Source organism: Variovorax restrictus, from assembly GCF_051216715.1.
Taxonomy (GTDB): domain Bacteria; phylum Pseudomonadota; class Gammaproteobacteria; order Burkholderiales; family Burkholderiaceae_C; genus Variovorax.
Genome location: NZ_JBPJZH010000002.1, coordinates 783789 through 799479, shown reverse-complemented (window position 1 = coordinate 799479; position 15691 = coordinate 783789). Strand labels below are relative to the sequence as shown.

Annotated in this window: 16 protein-coding genes; 13 read left to right on the top strand and 3 right to left on the bottom strand. The window is 68.0% G+C overall.

The features are described 5' to 3' along the window. The first annotated feature begins 162 nt into the window (after nt 1–162). From ACSFA0_RS18400 to ACSFA0_RS18350, 11 genes are all read left to right on the top strand, one after another. A complete protein-coding gene (locus ACSFA0_RS18400; RefSeq protein WP_435451701.1) occupies nt 163–972 on the top strand; it encodes a GntR family transcriptional regulator in 810 nt (269 codons plus the stop codon). Then, complete coding sequence (locus ACSFA0_RS18395; RefSeq protein ID WP_435451700.1) at nt 969–1775, top strand: transporter substrate-binding domain-containing protein; 807 nt, start codon at nt 969–971, stop codon at nt 1773–1775. Before ACSFA0_RS18400 ends, ACSFA0_RS18395 begins: the two co-directional genes overlap by 4 nt. Before the next feature lie 143 nt (nt 1776–1918). Continuing rightward, a complete protein-coding gene (locus tag ACSFA0_RS18390) occupies nt 1919–2575 on the top strand; it encodes an amino acid ABC transporter permease (RefSeq protein ID WP_435451699.1) in 657 nt (218 codons plus the stop codon). An 18-nt stretch (nt 2576–2593) separates the two neighbouring features. Continuing rightward, a complete protein-coding gene (locus ACSFA0_RS18385; protein ID WP_435451698.1) occupies nt 2594–3247 on the top strand; it encodes an amino acid ABC transporter permease in 654 nt (217 codons plus the stop codon). Further along, complete coding sequence (locus ACSFA0_RS18380; RefSeq protein ID WP_435451697.1) at nt 3231–4043, top strand: amino acid ABC transporter ATP-binding protein; 813 nt, start codon at nt 3231–3233, stop codon at nt 4041–4043. Before ACSFA0_RS18385 ends, ACSFA0_RS18380 begins: the two co-directional genes overlap by 17 nt. Nucleotides 4044–4088: 45 nt before the next feature. After that, nucleotides 4089–4982, top strand: a complete 894-nt coding sequence (locus ACSFA0_RS18375; protein ID WP_435451696.1) for a LysR family transcriptional regulator — start codon at nt 4089–4091, stop codon at nt 4980–4982. Nucleotides 4983–5082: 100 nt separating this feature from the next. Beyond that, nucleotides 5083–6060, top strand: coding sequence for a Bug family tripartite tricarboxylate transporter substrate binding protein (locus ACSFA0_RS18370; RefSeq protein WP_435451695.1), 978 nt, complete (start codon nt 5083–5085; stop codon nt 6058–6060). Further along, the gene (locus tag ACSFA0_RS18365; protein WP_435451694.1) at nt 6057–7034 is read left to right on the top strand and encodes a M14 family metallopeptidase; all 978 of its coding nucleotides are present in this window, start codon (nt 6057–6059) and stop codon (nt 7032–7034) included. The genes ACSFA0_RS18370 and ACSFA0_RS18365 overlap by 4 nt, the downstream gene beginning before the upstream one ends. Nucleotides 7035–7094: 60 nt before the next feature. Beyond that, the gene (locus ACSFA0_RS18360) at nt 7095–8066 is read left to right on the top strand and encodes a Bug family tripartite tricarboxylate transporter substrate binding protein (protein WP_435451693.1); all 972 of its coding nucleotides are present in this window, start codon (nt 7095–7097) and stop codon (nt 8064–8066) included. A gap of 42 nt (nt 8067–8108) precedes the next feature. After that, nucleotides 8109–8690, top strand: coding sequence for a DUF1439 domain-containing protein (locus ACSFA0_RS18355; protein ID WP_435451692.1), 582 nt, complete (start codon nt 8109–8111; stop codon nt 8688–8690). After that, entirely contained in the window at nt 8687–9655 is a 969-nt protein-coding gene (locus ACSFA0_RS18350) for a glycerophosphodiester phosphodiesterase (RefSeq protein WP_435451691.1), read from the top strand. The genes ACSFA0_RS18355 and ACSFA0_RS18350 overlap by 4 nt, the downstream gene beginning before the upstream one ends. A gap of 28 nt (nt 9656–9683) precedes the next feature. Here the strand turns inward: ACSFA0_RS18350 and ACSFA0_RS18345 are convergent, their stop codons facing one another. After that, entirely contained in the window at nt 9684–11000 is a 1317-nt protein-coding gene (locus ACSFA0_RS18345; RefSeq protein WP_435451690.1) for a sulfatase family protein, read from the bottom strand. Between the two features lie 15 nt (nt 11001–11015). Then, the gene (locus tag ACSFA0_RS18340) at nt 11016–12002 is read right to left on the bottom strand and encodes a Bug family tripartite tricarboxylate transporter substrate binding protein (RefSeq protein ID WP_435451689.1); all 987 of its coding nucleotides are present in this window, start codon (nt 12000–12002) and stop codon (nt 11016–11018) included. Between the two features lie 128 nt (nt 12003–12130). On the opposite strand from ACSFA0_RS18340, the gene ACSFA0_RS18335 reads away from it, so the two are divergent. Then, nucleotides 12131–13054 (top strand): LysR substrate-binding domain-containing protein, encoded by a 924-nt coding sequence (locus ACSFA0_RS18335; RefSeq protein ID WP_435451688.1) that lies wholly within the window; start codon nt 12131–12133, stop codon nt 13052–13054. 21 nt (nt 13055–13075) lie between these two features. On the opposite strand, the gene ACSFA0_RS18330 is transcribed toward ACSFA0_RS18335, so the two are convergent. Next, nucleotides 13076–13549 (bottom strand): Cd(II)/Pb(II)-responsive transcriptional regulator, encoded by a 474-nt coding sequence (locus tag ACSFA0_RS18330; RefSeq protein ID WP_435451687.1) that lies wholly within the window; start codon nt 13547–13549, stop codon nt 13076–13078. Nucleotides 13550–13622: 73 nt separating this feature from the next. On the opposite strand from ACSFA0_RS18330, the gene ACSFA0_RS18325 reads away from it, so the two are divergent. After that, nucleotides 13623–15683 (top strand): heavy metal translocating P-type ATPase, encoded by a 2061-nt coding sequence (locus tag ACSFA0_RS18325; protein ID WP_435451686.1) that lies wholly within the window; start codon nt 13623–13625, stop codon nt 15681–15683. Nucleotides 15684–15691: the final 8 nt, after the last annotated feature.

The following is a 15691-nucleotide window of genomic DNA, read 5'->3' as shown; positions in this document are numbered from 1 at the left end:
CCCCTTCAGAAACCGGTCCACGGTGCCGAGCCCCTGGCGGATTCATTCCCTGGCGCGGTGCGCCGGGCGCACGCAAAGGAAGCCGACGCACCGCAGTGCTGCTCACCGGCTTGGTGCACCGATCTTGCATACCAGTGGCACGAAAACTGCTGCAACCCGAGCATGTCTATCTCCGCATCCGAAATCAGTGCCCGCATCGTCGAAGCGGTGATGGCGCGCAAGCTGGCGCCCGGCTCGCGCCTGGGCGAACAGCAGCTCGCCATGCTGTTCGACTGCAGCCGCACCATCGTGCGCGAAGCACTCACCCGTCTGGCGGCGCGCGGCATCGTCACGGTGTCGGCGCGCCGGGGCTGGTTCGTCATCGAGCCGTCGGAGGACGAAGCGCGCGAGGCCTTCGAGGCGCGCCGCGTGATCGAGGTCGGCCTGATCCGCAGTGCCGGCAGCATCGACAAGGCGGCACTGCGCCGCCTGAAGCAGCATCTGCAGCGCGAGAAGGCCGCCATCAAGGACAGCGACGTGGGCGCACGCAGCTACCTGCTGGGCGACTTCCACGTCTGCCTGGCCGAATGCCTGGGCAACAACCTGCTGGCCGACACGCTGCGCGACTTCACGGCGCGCACCACCTTGATCGCCATGCTCTACCAGTCGACGCACGATGCCGCGCAATCGTGCGACGACCATGTGCGCATCGTCGATGCACTGGCCCGGGGCGACGCCGCAACGGCCGAAGCCTTGATGGCCGAGCACATCGGAACGGTGCATTCGGCACTGCGCCAACAAACCCAGAACGACCCGCTCGCGCACCTGCGCGATGCACTGGCCCCGCTTCAGGGCACGCCTTCGGGCGACAAGCCTAAGGCACAGGTCTTGCATACAAGCATTGCCGTGAAAGGCAAGGCGACCCGCAAGACCTCCGCCAAACCCGCCACCCCTTCCGACGATTCATCGACTTACCTAGGAGCTCTGCTATGAAGTCCGTTCTGACCCTGTCCAAGCGCCATCTCGCCCTGCTGGCGCTGGCCTCGTCCGCGTTGTTCGCTGCTGGCGGCGCGCACGCCCAGGCTGCGCTGGACGACATCCTGAAGTCCAAGACCCTCAAGGTCGCCGTGCCCACCGACTACCCGCCCTACGGCTCGGTCGACAAGACGATGACGCCCATCGGGTTGGACATCGAGATGGCGCAACTCATCGCCGCCAAGCTGGGCGTGAAGGTCGAACTGGTGCCGGTCACCAGCGCCAACCGCATCCCGTACCTGCAGACGAAAAAGGCCGACCTCGTGATCTCCACGCTGGGCAAGAACGCCGAGCGCGAAAAGGTCATCGACTTCTCGGCCGCCTACGCGCCCTTCTTCCAGGCCGTGTACGCCGCCAAGAGCCTGAAGCTCACCAGCTTCGCCGACATGGCCGGCAAGACGGTGGCCGTGACGCGCGGCGCGATGGAAGACCAGGAGCTGAACAAGGTGGCGCCCGCGAACGTCGACTACCGCCGCTTCGAGGACAACAACGCGACCATCGCCGCTTTCGTGGCCGGCCAGACGCAGACCGTCGCGACCAGCGCCGCCGTGGCGGCCGACATGCTCGCCAAGAACCCCAAGGTCAGCGCCGAGTACAAGCTGCTGCTCAAGGACAGCCCGTGCTTCGTGGGCATCGCGAAGAACGAGACGGCGCTGAAGGCCAAGGTCAACGAGATCATCGCCGCGGCGAAGAAGGACGGCACGCTGGACAAGATGTCGATGAAGTGGCTGGGCAAGGCCGCGGGCGACCTGCCCGTATGAGCCCCACCCCCGAAGCGGCTCACTTCGTGTAGCCGCCTCCCCCTCAAGGGGGCGACACCAGTGGCCCGGCGGAGCCGGTTCCACGGTGTCCCTGGAAGGGACTTGAAACGCTGCCGCGTCACAACACCTGCTGAAAGGCTCACATGGAATTCGACTTTGGCGCCGTCCTGATCGACTGGCGGCTGCTCGCCAAGGGCGTGGCGTGGACCATCGGCCTCACGGCCATCGCCACGCTCATCGGCATGGTGGTGGGCGTGGCCTGCGCCTGGGCCCGCTCCAGCGGCCCGGCGTGGCTGCGCTGGGTGGTGGGCACGTATGTGGAGCTGATCCGCAACACGCCCTTCATCGTCCAGCTCTTCTTCATCTTCTTCGGGCTGCCGGCTGCGGGCGTCAAGCTCACGCCGGAGACGGCCTCGATCATCGCGATGGTGGCCAACCTCGGCGCCTACGCGACCGAGATCATCCGCGCCGGCATCGAGGCCACCCCCAAGGGGCAGATCGAAGCCGCCGTGAGCCTGGCGCTCAACCGCATGCAGGTGTTCCTGCGCGTGGTGCTGCCGCCCGCGCTCAAGAAGGTCTGGCCCGCCATGGTGAGCCAGATCATCATCGTCATGCTCGGCTCGGCGGTGTGCAGCCAGATCTCGGTGGAAGACCTGAGCTATGCCGCCAACCTGATCCAGAGCCGCAACTTCCGCGCGTTCGAGGCCTTCATCATCGCCACGCTGATCTACCTGGCGCTGTCGGTCGGCCTGCGCCGCCTGCTCAACTGGGCCGGTCCAAAACTCTTCTTCGGCCGCTGAGCCCCGGGGACGCACGCCATGAACGACTTCTCTCTCTGGGACATCCTGCGCAACCTGCTGATGGCCCTGCGCTGGACGGTGGTGCTCTCGCTGATCGCCTTCGTCGGCGGCGGGCTGGTGGGCGGGCTGCTGCTCTTCCTGCGGCTGCGTGCGGGCAAGTGGCTCGACCGCGCGATCGGCACCTACGTCCAGCTGTTCCAGGGCACGCCGCTGCTGATGCAGCTCTTCCTGGCCTACTTCGGCATCGCACTGATGGGCGTCGAGGTGTCGGCGTGGACCGCCGCGACCGTGGCGCTCACGCTCTACACCAGCGCCTTCCTCACCGAGATCTGGCGCGGCTGCGTGGCCTCGATCCCCAAGGGGCAATGGGAAGCGTCGGGCAGCCTGGCGCTGACCTTCGGCGAGCAGATGCGCCACGTGATCCTGCCGCAGGCCGTGAAGATCGCGACCGCGCCGACCGTCGGCTTCCTGGTGCAGGTGGTCAAGGGCACGGCGCTGGCCTCGGTGATCGGCTTCGTCGAACTGACCAAGGCCGGCAGCATGATTTCCAACGCCACCTTCCAGCCCTTCGTGGTCTTCAGCTGCGTCGCGCTGATGTACTTCGCGCTGTGTTTCCCCATCAGTCTGTTCGCCAAACATCTCGAGAGGAAGACCCATGTCCGCCGTGCTTGACTCATCTGCTTCCACCGCCGTCGCCGCTTCCGATGCAGGCGGTGCCCACGTCGCCGCCGGTGCACCCATCGTTCAGATCACGGCGCTGCGCAAGTCCTACGGAACCAACGAGGTGCTCAAGGGCATCGACCTGACCGTCAAGCGCGGCGAGGTGATCGCCATCATCGGCAAGAGCGGCTCGGGCAAGAGCACGCTGCTGCGCTGCATCAACGGGCTGGAGGTGTTCCAGGAAGGCTCGCTCTCGGTGGACAACAAGCCGCTGCTGCACGAGAGCGCGATGGCCATGCGCGAGCTGCGCCAGCGCGTGGGCATGATCTTCCAGGGCTTCAACCTCTTCCCGCACCTCACGGTGGGCAAGAACGTGATGCTCGCGCCGACGCTGGTGAAGAAGCGCGGCCAGGTCGAGGCCGCGGCACAGGCGCGCAAGCTGCTCGCGCGCGTCGGGCTGGCCGAGAAGTTCGACGCCATGCCTGACCAGCTCTCCGGCGGCCAGCAGCAGCGCGTGGCCATCGCCCGCGCACTGGCGATGGAGCCGGCCGTGCTGCTGTGCGACGAGATCACCTCCGCGCTCGACCCCGAACTGGTGGGCGAGGTGCTGCGCGTGGTCGAGTCGTTGGCCGACGAAGGCATGACGCTCCTGATGGTCACCCACGAGATGAGCTTCGCCCGCAAGGTCGGCGACCGCGTGATCTTCATGCACCAGGGCCGCGTCCACGAGATGGGGCCGCCGGCCGAGCTGTTCAGCAATCCGCAGACGCCGGAGTTGAAGCAGTTCCTGTCGTCGCTGCACGACTGACGCCCTGCTGCGCCCCTTCCGGCCGCGGGCCGGAGAATCCACGCCATGCAACTCAAGTGGATGGAAGACTTCATCGTGCTGGCGCAGACCCGCAGCTTCACGCGCGCGGCCGAACTGCGCCATGTCACGCACCCGGCCTTCGGCCGCCGCATCCGCGCGCTGGAGTCATGGGCCGGAACGGCACTGGTCGAGCGCGGCAGTTCTCCGGTCGCGCTGACGCCTGCGGGCGAGAGCTTTCTGGAGAACGCCACGCAGGTGGTGCGCGGCGTCGAAGGCTCGCGCGAGGAAATGCGCAGCGTTGCCGGCCGCCAGGCGCGCACAGTGACGGTGGCCACCGGCCGCACCCTGGCGCGCACGGTGCTGGCCGACGCGCTGGTGCGGCTGCAACCCGTGCTGCGGCAAGGCGAGGTCCGGGTGCTGACCAACGCGCTGGCCGAGATCGTTCGCATGCTCGAACACAACGAGGTCGACTTCTCGCTGATCTTCCATCACGCCGCGCTCACCTTCCGGCTCGACGGTCGGCAGTTTTCGCATGCGACGGTGGCCTCCGACAAGCTGGTGCCAGTGTCCCGCACCGATGCCAACGGCGTCGCGCTGCACGGGTTCGACATGCTCGGCGACGTGCCCTTCCTGTCGTATGCGCGCACCCTGGCGATGGGCCGCATGGTGGAAGACCTGCTCGTGAACAACGCGCAGGCGCCGCGCCTGAAGCGCCATATCGAATGCGACTCGGCCGACGCGCTGTACGAGTACGTGCTCCGCGGCCTGGGCGTCGCCTGGTTGCCGTGGTCGATGGTGCAGGCGGACTGCAAGGCCGGCCGCCTGATCGCCGTCGGTGGGCGGCGCATGGAGATCCGCTTCGAGGTGCGGCTGTACCGGCCGAAGCGCCGGTTGGGCGATCTGGCCGAGGCCGTCTGGCACGCGATGACGCCACGTTGACCAGGGCCGAATCAGCACGAGATCGTGCATCAACAGCACCACGGGCGGCGGGCGGCATTCGCAGAATTCGCGCAGTTCCACCCACCCTGAGGCCACCGCGATGCGTTTGTTCCGTCCCCTCTTTTCCTGCGTCACCCTGGCCGTGTGCGGCCTGGCCTGTTCGGCCGGCGCCGCCCTGGCCGACGTGTACCCGAGCAAGCCGATCACCCTGGTGATCGGTTACCCGCCGGGTGGCTCGACCGACCTGACCGGACGCGCGGTGGGCCTCGAGCTGTCGCAGCGGCTCGGTGTGCCGGTCGTCATCGAGAACGTGGGTGGTGCCGGCGGCGCCATCGGCGCGCAGAAGGTGGCCAATGCCGCGCCCGACGGCTACACGCTGCTGGTCGGCGCCAACAACGAGGTGGCGATCAGCAGGCTGGTCAACCCCAGCGTGCGCTATGAGCTCAAGGACTTCACGCCCATCGGCCTGGTCGCGTCGCAGCCGCTGGTCCTCGTCGCGTCGCCAGCGGCCGGCGTGAAGAACGCCAACGACCTGCTGGCGCTGCTCAAGAAGAACCCGGGCAAGTACAGCTATGGCAGTTCGGGCGTGGGCACCTCGCTGCACCTGGCGGGCGAAATGGTCAAGCAGCAGGGCGGCGTGTTCATGACGCATGTGCCCTACCGCGGCGTGGCCCCGCTCACCAACGACCTGCTGGGCGGCAACATCGAGTTCGGCATGTTCGTGCTCTCCAGCGCCCTGCCCTACATCCGCAACGGCAAGATGGTGGCGTTGGGCACGACCGAGGCCAAGCGCTCGGCCATCACGCCGGACGTGCCCGCGCTCGGCGAAAGCTCGGCCCTGAAGGGCCTGGACATCAGCGTCTGGTTCGCCCTGCTGGGGCCGGCCAAGCTGCCGGAGCCGGTGCAGGCCCGCCTCAAGAAGGCGCTGGCCGAGATCCTGCAATCGCCCGACTTCCGCAAGAAGATGGAAGCCAGCAGCTCGGTCGTCCCGGCGGTGCCGGTGGACCTCGACCGGTTCCTGGTCACGGAGACGGCGAAGTACCAGAAGATCGTCCAGTTCGCGAACATCAAGGAGTGAGCGTGCCCCTGTCGACCTTCGATCTCCCTGCCCCCGACCTCACGGCCTGGCGCGCCGGCAACACCGGCACCGAAGGCGTCTGGCGCTTCGACGCGGACGCGCCCGGCCGCCACGTGATGATCTCCGCCCTGGTCCACGGCAACGAGGTCTGCGGCGCCTGGGCCTTGAAGGGCCTGCTGGAGGCCGGCGTGCGGCCGCAGCGAGGCAGCCTGACGCTGGCCTTCTGCAACCTCGAGGCCTTCGACCGATTCGACCCCGCCGACCACGATGCGTCGCGCTTCGTCGATGAAGACCTCAACCGCCAGTGGTCGGCCGATCGGATCGCCGAAGGCGGCACGCGGGAGCGCCGCCGCGCTGCGGCGTTGCAGTCGCATGTCGAACAGGCCGACTGGCTGCTCGATCTGCATTCGATGCACGAGCCCTCCCCGCCGCTGACGCTCACCGGCCCCATGCCGCGCAACCTCGCGCTGGCGCGGCAGTTGCGCAGCCCCGAGCACGTCGTTATCGATGCGGGCCACAAGGACGGGGTTCGCATGCGCGATTTCGGCCGCTTCGGTGCGCCTGACGCGGATCCGACGAGCGATGCGCTAGCCTTGCTGGTCGAGTGCGGCTTCCACGGCGCCCTGGCCAGCCGCACTGTGGCGCAGGACCAGTGCGCACGCTTCCTTCGCGCCGCCGGCACGCTCGACGACGCAGCGATCGCGCAGCAGTTGGGCGGCTGGCTGCAGCCGGACGCCCCGCGCCAGTGGGCGTTGGACGTGACCGGCCCGGTGGTCGCGCGCAGCGCGGACTTCCGCTTCGCCCAGCCCTTCACCGGCCTCGAAGTCATCGCACAGGCCGGCACCGTGATCGGCTGGAACGACGGCGAGCCGGTCGCCACGCCCTTCGACGATTGCGTGCTGGTGATGCCCTCCACCCGCCAGGCACGCGCGGGCGTGACGGTGGTGCGCTACGCCCGTCGACGGGCACTCTGACCACGCCGACGCAACCTGCGTGCTGCTTATGATCGTCTCCACAAGATCAGGAGACAGACCATGCGATTCCCTCTCACGCGCGCCGCGGCCTTCGCTGCGATTTCCCTCGGCATGGCCACGACCGCGCTCGCGGCCTACCCCGACAAGCCGATCAAGGTCGTCATCGGCTTTCCGGCCGGCGGACCGCTCGACCAGCATGCGCGCCTGTTGACCGACAAGCTGCAGGCCGTGCTCGGCCAGCCGCTCATCGTCGACTACAAGCCCGGCGCGGGCGGGTCGGTGGGCGCCGACATGGTGGCCAAGAGCCCGGCCGACGGCTACACGCTGATGCTCGCGAACACGGGTGTGGCGGTGATCAACGGCGCGCTCTACAGCAAGCTGCCGTACAACACGCAGCGCGACTTCGTGCCCATCGCACGCACCGCCATGCAGCCGCTGGCCCTGCTGGTCACGCCCAAGTTGCCCGTGCAGAACCTGAAGCAGTTCGTCGACTACGCCAAGGCGCGGCCAGGCCAGGTCAACTACGGCTCGGCCGGCAATGGCGGCATCAGCCACCTGGTGCCCGAGATGTTCAAGTCGGCCACCGGGCTGTTCATGGTGCACATCCCCTACCGCGGCAGCGCACCCGCCTTCACCGATCTGATGGGCGGGCAGGTGCAGTTCATGGCCGAGTCGATCCCGCAAGCGGCCAACTACCACAAGCAGGGCAAGGTGCGTGCGTTGGCCGTGACGAGTCGCGCGCGCAACCCCGCGCTGCCCGACGTCCCCACGGTCATCGAGTCCGGCATCCCGGGTTTCGAGGTGGTGGGCTTCTACGGCTTCCTCGCGCCCAAGGACACGCCCAAGGACGTCGTGGCCAAGCTGAGCGACGCCTTCAAGCAGGTGCTGACCAGCGCCGACGTGCGGGAGCGCATGGTGAGCCAGGGCGCCGACCCGGCCTACCTGGGCAGCGAAGAATTCGGCCGCTTCCTGGCGACCGAAACACCGCGCTGGGAAAAGGCAATGAAGGCCTCCGGCGCGCGAATGGACTGAAGACGCCGGGGAACGTTCGGCCTGTGGCAAGCTCCCAGCGGTATGCGCAATCCCCCTCTTCCCGTCTCGTCCGCGCGCCGTGGCCTGCTGCGCGCGCTCGCCATCGCTGCCGCCGGTACGCCCTTCTCCGCGCTGGCCGGCTTCAACTTCTTTACCAGCGAGTACACCATCGGCCGCGACGAGCTGCAGGCGCAAATCGCCAAGCGTTTTCCAGTGCGCCAGCGCTATGCCGAGCTGTTCTCGGTGGCCCTGCGCGACCCGAAGCTGGTGCTCGATGCGGCCGGCAACCGAGCGGCGATCACGGCGCTGATGACCATCGGCAGTCCGCTGATCCAGCCGTCGAGCGCCGAGGGCATCGTGTCGGTGAGCAGTGCGCTGAAGTACGACGTGCCGGCCCTGACGCTGCGCCTGCACGACCCGCGCGCCGAGCGCATCGAGCTGCAGGGCCTGAACGGCCGCGATGCCGAACGGCTGCAGCAGATCGGCGGCCTGGTGGCGCAGGAGCTGCTGCGCGACTACCCGCTGCGCACCTTCAAGCCCGAAGAGCTGACGGTCGGCCGCAAGACCTACGAGATCGGTGACATCACAGTGCAACAGGACGACATCAAGGTCGCGTTGAAATGAAAAGCACACGCACCGTCTTCGTCGCGGCGCTGATGGCGCTCGCGCTCACGGCTGCCCACGCCTTCGACATCCAGGCCCACCGCGGCGGCCGGGGCCTGTGGCCCGAGAACACACTGAACGCCTTCGACCAGGCCATCTCGCTCGGCGTGAACACGCTCGAACTCGACATCGCGCTGACGGCCGACGACGTGGTCGTGGTGTCGCACGACATGGCGCTGAACCCCGACCACACGCGCGACGCCACCGGCGCCTGGCTGCCCACCGCCGGGCCGCTGATCCGTTCGCTCACGCTGGCCCAGCTGCAGGTCTACGACGTGGGTCGGTTGCGACCGGGCAGCACGTACGCCGAGCAGTTTGCGACGCAGACGCCGAAGGACGGCGAGCGCATCCCGACCCTGGCTTCGGTGTTCGCACTGGTGAAGGAACGCCGTGCCCACGCGGTGCGCTTCAACATCGAAACCAAGCTCGACCCGATGCGGCCGGACGACAGCGCGCCGCCCGAAGCGATGGTGCGTGCGCTGCTGGCCGAGATCGACAAGGCCGGCATGGCGCAGCGCGTGACGATCCAGAGCTTCGACTGGCGCTCGCTCGCGCTCGTCGGCCAGCTGGCGCCGCAGATGCCGCGGGCCTACCTCACGACGGCACGCACGCTCAAGGACAGCCGCTGGACGGCGGGGTTGAACGCCGCAGACTTCGGCTCGACCCCGCAGTTGGTGAAGGCCGCGGCCAGCGCCACGCCAGGCCCGGTCGTGTGGTCGCCCGCCGGCAATACGGTGAACGCCGCGGCGGTGAAGGAAGCACAGGCGCTGGGCTTCCAGGTGATTCCCTGGACCATCAACAAGCAGGTCGACATGACCAACCTGATGCGGATGGGCATCGACGGGATCATCACCGACTACCCCGACATCCTGCGCCGCGTGGTGCGCTCGCAAGGTGTGCCGCTGCCTGCGGGAGCGGTCGACTGACGCTGCGCGCCGCGAGTGCAGCGAGGCCTCACCGCTGCGGCATGTCCTTGGCGGAATAGCCGAGGCTGACCGTTGCCTCTTCGGGAATTGCAGGCATGGTGTCGTTCCATGCCTGCCATGCCTGTCGCATCGCTGCGAGCCGCTCGGGCTCCTGCTTCGCGCGATTGGCACGTTCGCGCTCGTCGCTCGGAATGTTGAAGAGGTAATCGTTGCCGTCCACGCAAAGGTATTTCCAGTCGCCATGCCGCATCGCCCGCTGTCCGCGATGCTTCATGCGCCAGTGGAGCGGGCGATCGAAAGTCTTCGTCATGTCGCTCAGCACGGGCATCAGCGAGACGCCGTCGAGGGGATAGTCCGGGTGGGCCGCCACACCAGCCGCGTGAAGCATGGTGGCCGACCAGTCCATCGTCATGCAATGCTGTGCGCTTTCGCTATCGGGCGCAATGACATCGGGCCAGTGCGCGATCCAGGGCACGCGTATACCGCCTTCGGTCAGATCCATCTTTCCGCCCACCAAGGGCCAGTTGTCGGAGAAGCGCTCGCCGCCGTTGTCGCTGGTGAAGACGACCAAGGTGTTCTCGGCCAGTCCGACCTTGTCGAGCGCGGCCATCAACCAGCCGATGCCCTCGTCCATGTGATGAATCATGCGGCGGTACACGTGGATGTTGCCGCCGGCCAGGTCGAACAGGTTGTTCTTCACGGCGGGTGAGTGGGCGATATCGTCGCGCGTTTCCCAGGGCCAGTGCGGCGCGGTGTAGTGCAGGCTCAGGAAGAACGGGGCGTCCTGCTTGGCCATGCGCTCGACATAGTCGACCGCACGTCGCGACAGCAGATCGGTCAGGTAGCCCTCCGCCTGCTGGTCTTCTTCGCCGGCCCACAGGTCGTGCTGGCCGGTCGAGTCGCAGTGGCTGAAGTAATCGACACCGCCCGACATCGGCCCGAAGTACTCCTCGTACCCCGAGCGCAACGGGCCGAAGGTGGGCAGCGAGCCCAGATGCCACTTGCCGATCAAGGCGGTGCGGTAGCCCGCGTCTTTCAGCAGCGAAGGAACGGTCGGATGCGACGGCGACAAGCCGAGCGTCGTGCTGCCACGGCTCTTGCTGTTGATGGGCTCTTCGGCTGCGCCGCGCAGCCTGTACTGATAGCGGCCGGTGATCATGCCGAAGCGCGTCGGCGAACACACCGGCGAATTGGCATAGCCCTGCGTGAAACGCGCGCCGCGCGCGGCGAGGCCGTCGAGTACCGGCGACACCGGCCCGAAGACGGCATCGCGTCCGCCGTAGCAGCCCAGGTCGGCATAGCCGAGATCGTCGGCCACGATGAAAATGAAGTTGGGTCGTTTCATGAAGTCTCGCGCGCGTCAATCCACTTTCATGCCCGTCGACTTCACGACCGCACCGTAGCGCGCACGGTTCGCATCGAGGTGATCGGCCGCGACCTTGCCCGTTTCGCCGAGGCCCACCATGTCCAGACTCGCAAGACGGCGCTCGATCTCCGGCATGGCCAGTGTCTTGAGCAACGCGTCGCGCAGCTTGGCGACGATCGGCTCGGGCGTGGCGGCCGGCACCATCGCCATGTAGAGCACTTCGAACTGGAGATTCTTCATGCCGAGTTCGCCGACGGTCGGCACCGCGGGAAGCAGTGGGGACCGCCGGCCACCGGTGACGGCCAGCGGCCGCACCTTGCCCGCCTGAAGATGGGGAAGAAGACCAGGTGTGGCGAGGATGCCCGCCTGCACCTCGTTCGAGAGCAGCGCAGTCACGGCCGGCGCGTTGCCGCGATAGGGCACGTGCGTGATCTTCGAGCCAGTCGCAGTCGCGAAGATCTCCGCGGCAAGGTGACCGGGGCTGCCGTTGCCCGCCGAGGCGAAAGTGATGTTCTCCCTCTTCGTCTGCGCGATGAAGTCGGGCAGCGTCCTGGCCGCCACCGACGGCACGACGCCGACCGTCAGGCCCGAAGAACTGACGATCATCAAAGGCTTGAGATCCTTCAACTCGAAAGGCATCGACGCGTAGAGATGCGGATTGATGGTGAGGGTCGTGTCGATCGTCAAGAGCACCGTGTAGCCATCGGCCGGACTCTTGGCGACCAGATCGGCACCGATGTTGCCGCCGGCGCCGGGTCGGTTGTCCACCACGAAAGGCTGCTTCAGCTCGGCCTGCAGCGGGATGGCCAAGGCCCGGCCCAGGATGTCGAGCGGCCCGCCTGCGGGAAAGTTGGTCAGCAACTTCACCGGCTTGTCGGGAAAGTCGGCCGCCTGCGCCCAGGCGTTGTGCGGAATGGCGGCCACCAACGGCGCAAAGGCGAAAAGCGCCGCCGCAAGGCGCACACGAGGCGAAATAGTCATGGCTTGTCTCCGTTTGTGCGGCCACTCTATGACGCGCCCCTCGCACTCACAAATGAAAGCTGTTCTGCCAGCTATTCCATCTGGTTATATTTGATTCGCCCTCGTTCATTTGCGAAGAGGCATCAGCCATGAACTTTGATCGACTGAAACTGCGTCATCTGCGATGTCTCGCGATCGTGGGCCAGGAAAAGAACCTGGTTCGCGCCGCCCGTGCGCTGGCGCTGACGCAGCCGGCCGTCTCCAAGACCATCGCCGAGCTGGAAGACATCGTCGGGCGCCGACTTCTGGTGCGCCGCCGCCGAGGGGTGGACCTGACGCCCGCTGGCGAGGTGCTGGTGCGCCATTCGGTCGCCACGCTGCGCGGCTTGCGCGAAGGCCTGTCGCTGGCGCTCGATCAGACCGAGGCGGAACAACTGCGTGTCGCCGTCGGCGCCCTACCGAACATGGCTGCCAGCCTGCTGCCGGCCGCGATCGCACTGATGGGCCGCACGAACCACGACCTGCGCGTTCGGGTGGTGAGCGGCACCAACGCGCAGCTCATGACGCAGTTGCGCCAGGGCGAGATCGACATGGTGGTCGGTCGGCTGGCAATGCCTTCCGCCATGGTCGACTTGGTGTTCCTTCAACTCTTCAGCGAACCGCTCATTCTGGTCGTCCGACCCGGGCATCCGTTGGCCGATGCAGGCAGCCCCACGCTGACCGAGATGGCGGCATTCCCGATGGTCGTTCCCGTGCAGGGCACGCTGGTCCGGGACACGGCGGACGCGTTTCTTTTTGCGCGAGGGAGTGTCCTGCCGCGCGCGGTCATCGAGGCCACCGACACCACCTTCGTGCTTAGCTTCCTGCAGGGCACGGATGCCGTGTGGTTCGCGCCGCGCGGCGCGGCGAGCAGCGCCATGCGACGTGGCGAACTGGTTCAGCTGGCTGTCGATACCCGTTCGACGGAGGGACCGGTGGGGGTGACGATGCGGCAAGCGGGCGAGCCCACGGAGGGTGCACGGCAGCTCCTGGCCGCCATCCGTCAGGTCATCGACATGTCGCCGCCCGATTGACGCGCACCCGCCGGTAGAGGGTCAAACATGCCGCGTGGCCGACGTGCCGCGCTCGCCGCGCAGCGGCTGCGCATCGGCCCGTGCGTGCAGCGACTCGATGATGTGGCACTGCGCATCGCTGCCGTCGCAGCTGTTTCGCAGCGCGAGCAGGTCTTTCTCCAGCGCGCGCAGTTCGCGCAGCCGTTCGCGCACATGGCCCAGATGCGCGTCGAGCGCCACGCAGGCGGCGTCGCAATCGGTCTTGCTGCGCAGGTCGAGCCCGAGCAGGGTGCGCACCTCGTCGAGCGACATGTCCATCGCCCGGCACAGGCGGATGAAGCGCAGCGTGTGCACGTCGGCATCGCTGTAGAGGCGGTAGCTGTTGTCGCCGCGGCCCTGCGGCGCCATCAGGCCTTGCTTTTCGTAGTAGCGGATGTTGGCGGCGCTCACGCCGCTGGCGTGCGCGGCCTCGCCGATGCGGAAACCTTGAGCGACGCGCGGCATGGGAGCAGACATGGCTTGACCTTCGAGTGACTTCAACGTTTCCAATCGTGGCACATCCCAAGAAAACAGAAAGCACGCGCCCCGAATGTCCCAGGATCACACCGCCGCCGCCACGACGGCGCCACAGCGCCCCATCGAAGACATGAGCGGCTGCGAGAGCTGCTGCGGGGCGCCGATGCGCCTGCGACCGGCCAGCGTACCGGTGGCGCCCGCCCATGGCGATGCAGGCCACGACCACGACCACGCGCACAACGAGGCCGCCGGCGACGGGCACGACCACGGACCGCTGCCCGCGCTGCCGCGCATCATCGCCGCGCTGGTCGTCGCGGTGCTGGCCGAGCTGGGTCACCTGCTCCTGCCCGAGACCACCGCGGGTCGCATCGGCGGCATGGTGCTCGCCGCGCTGGCCATCGCGCTGGCCGGCACGGGCATCTACCGCAGCGGCCTGAGGTCGCTGCTGCGCGGCAAGCTGGGCATCGACGCGCTCATGGCGGTGGCGGTCACCGGCGCCTTCATCATCGGCCAGTGGCCCGAGGCGGCGATGGTGATGGCGCTCTACGCCCTGGCCGAGTTCATCGAGCACAAGGCGGCCGACCGCGCGCGCAACGCCATCGGCGGCCTGATGGCGCTGGCGCCGGACGAGGCCGAGATGCGCGGTGCCGACGGCGCCTGGCAACGCGTGGCGGCACGCAGCGTCGCGGTCGACGCGGTGGTGCGCATCCGCCCCGGCGAGCGCGTGCCGCTCGATGGCGTGGTGACGGCCGGCAGCAGCGCGGTCGACCAGGCGAGCGTCACCGGCGAGAGCATCCCGGTGGACAAGGCCGTCGGCGATGCGGTCTTCGCCGCCACGGTCAACCAGACCGGCGAGCTCGAAATGCGCGTGACCGCCGCGGCCGGGCACACCACGCTCGACCGCATCATCGAATCGGTCGAGCAGGCGCAGGCCTCGCGCGCGCCGACGCAGCGCTTCGTCGAGCGCTTCGCCGCGGTCTACACGCCAACCGTGTTCGGACTGGCCATCGCCGTGGCCGTGCTGCCGCCGCTGTTGCTCGACTGGGCCTGGCTCGACGCGATCTACAAGGCGCTGGTGCTGCTGGTCATCGCCTGCCCGTGTGCGCTGGTGATCTCGACGCCGGTGACGGTCGTGAGCGGCCTCACCGCCGCGGCGCGGCGCGGCATCCTGATCAAGGGCGGCACGCACCTCGAAGGCGCACGCAAGCTGCGCGCGGTGGCGCTCGACAAGACCGGCACGCTGACCGAAGGCAAGCCCGTGCTGGTCGCCTTCCAGGCCTGGGGCGATGCGGACGAGGCGCAGGCACGCCGCGCCGCGGGCAGCCTCGCTGCACGCTCCGACCACCCGGTGTCGAAAGCGATCGCCGCGGGCATCGACCTGCTACGCGACGACGTGGCGGACGTGCGTGCCCTGGCCGGGCGCGGCACCGAAGGCCGCATCGGCAGCCGCGCCTTGATGCTCGGCAACCTGCGGCTCATCGACGAACGCGGCCTGCGCACCGACGCGCTGGTGCAGGCCCTGGCTGAACACGAACGGCAAGGCCGCACCGTGACGCTGCTGGCCGACGAGCACGCCGTGCTCGGCCTCTTCGCGGTTGCCGACACCGTGAAACCCGGTTCGCGCCAGGCCGTGGCCGACCTGAAGGCCCTGGGCGTGACGCCCGTGATGCTGACCGGTGACAACGCCCTCACCGCCCGCGCCGTGGCCGACGCCGCCGCCATCGACGACGCGCGCGGCGACCTGCTGCCCGACGACAAGCTGAAAGCCGTGCAGGCCCTGCGCCAGCGCTACGGCATGACCGGCATGACCGGCGACGGCATCAACGACGCCCCCGCGCTGGCGCAGGCCGACCTCGGCTTCGCGATGGGCGCGGCGGGCACCGACATCGCCATGGAGGCGGCCGACGTGGTCATCATGAACGACGACCTCGGCCGCATTGCCGAGACCATCCGCCTGTCGCGCCGCACGCACACGGTGCTGTGGCAGAACATCTCGATCGCACTGGGCATCAAGGTCGTGTTCTTCGCACTGGCCGTGGCAGGCAACGCGACCATGTGGATGGCGGTGTTCGCGGACATGGGGGCGAGCCTGCTGGTGGTGGCGAATGGTCTGAGGCTGCTGCGCAGCGCTTGACGCTGTCG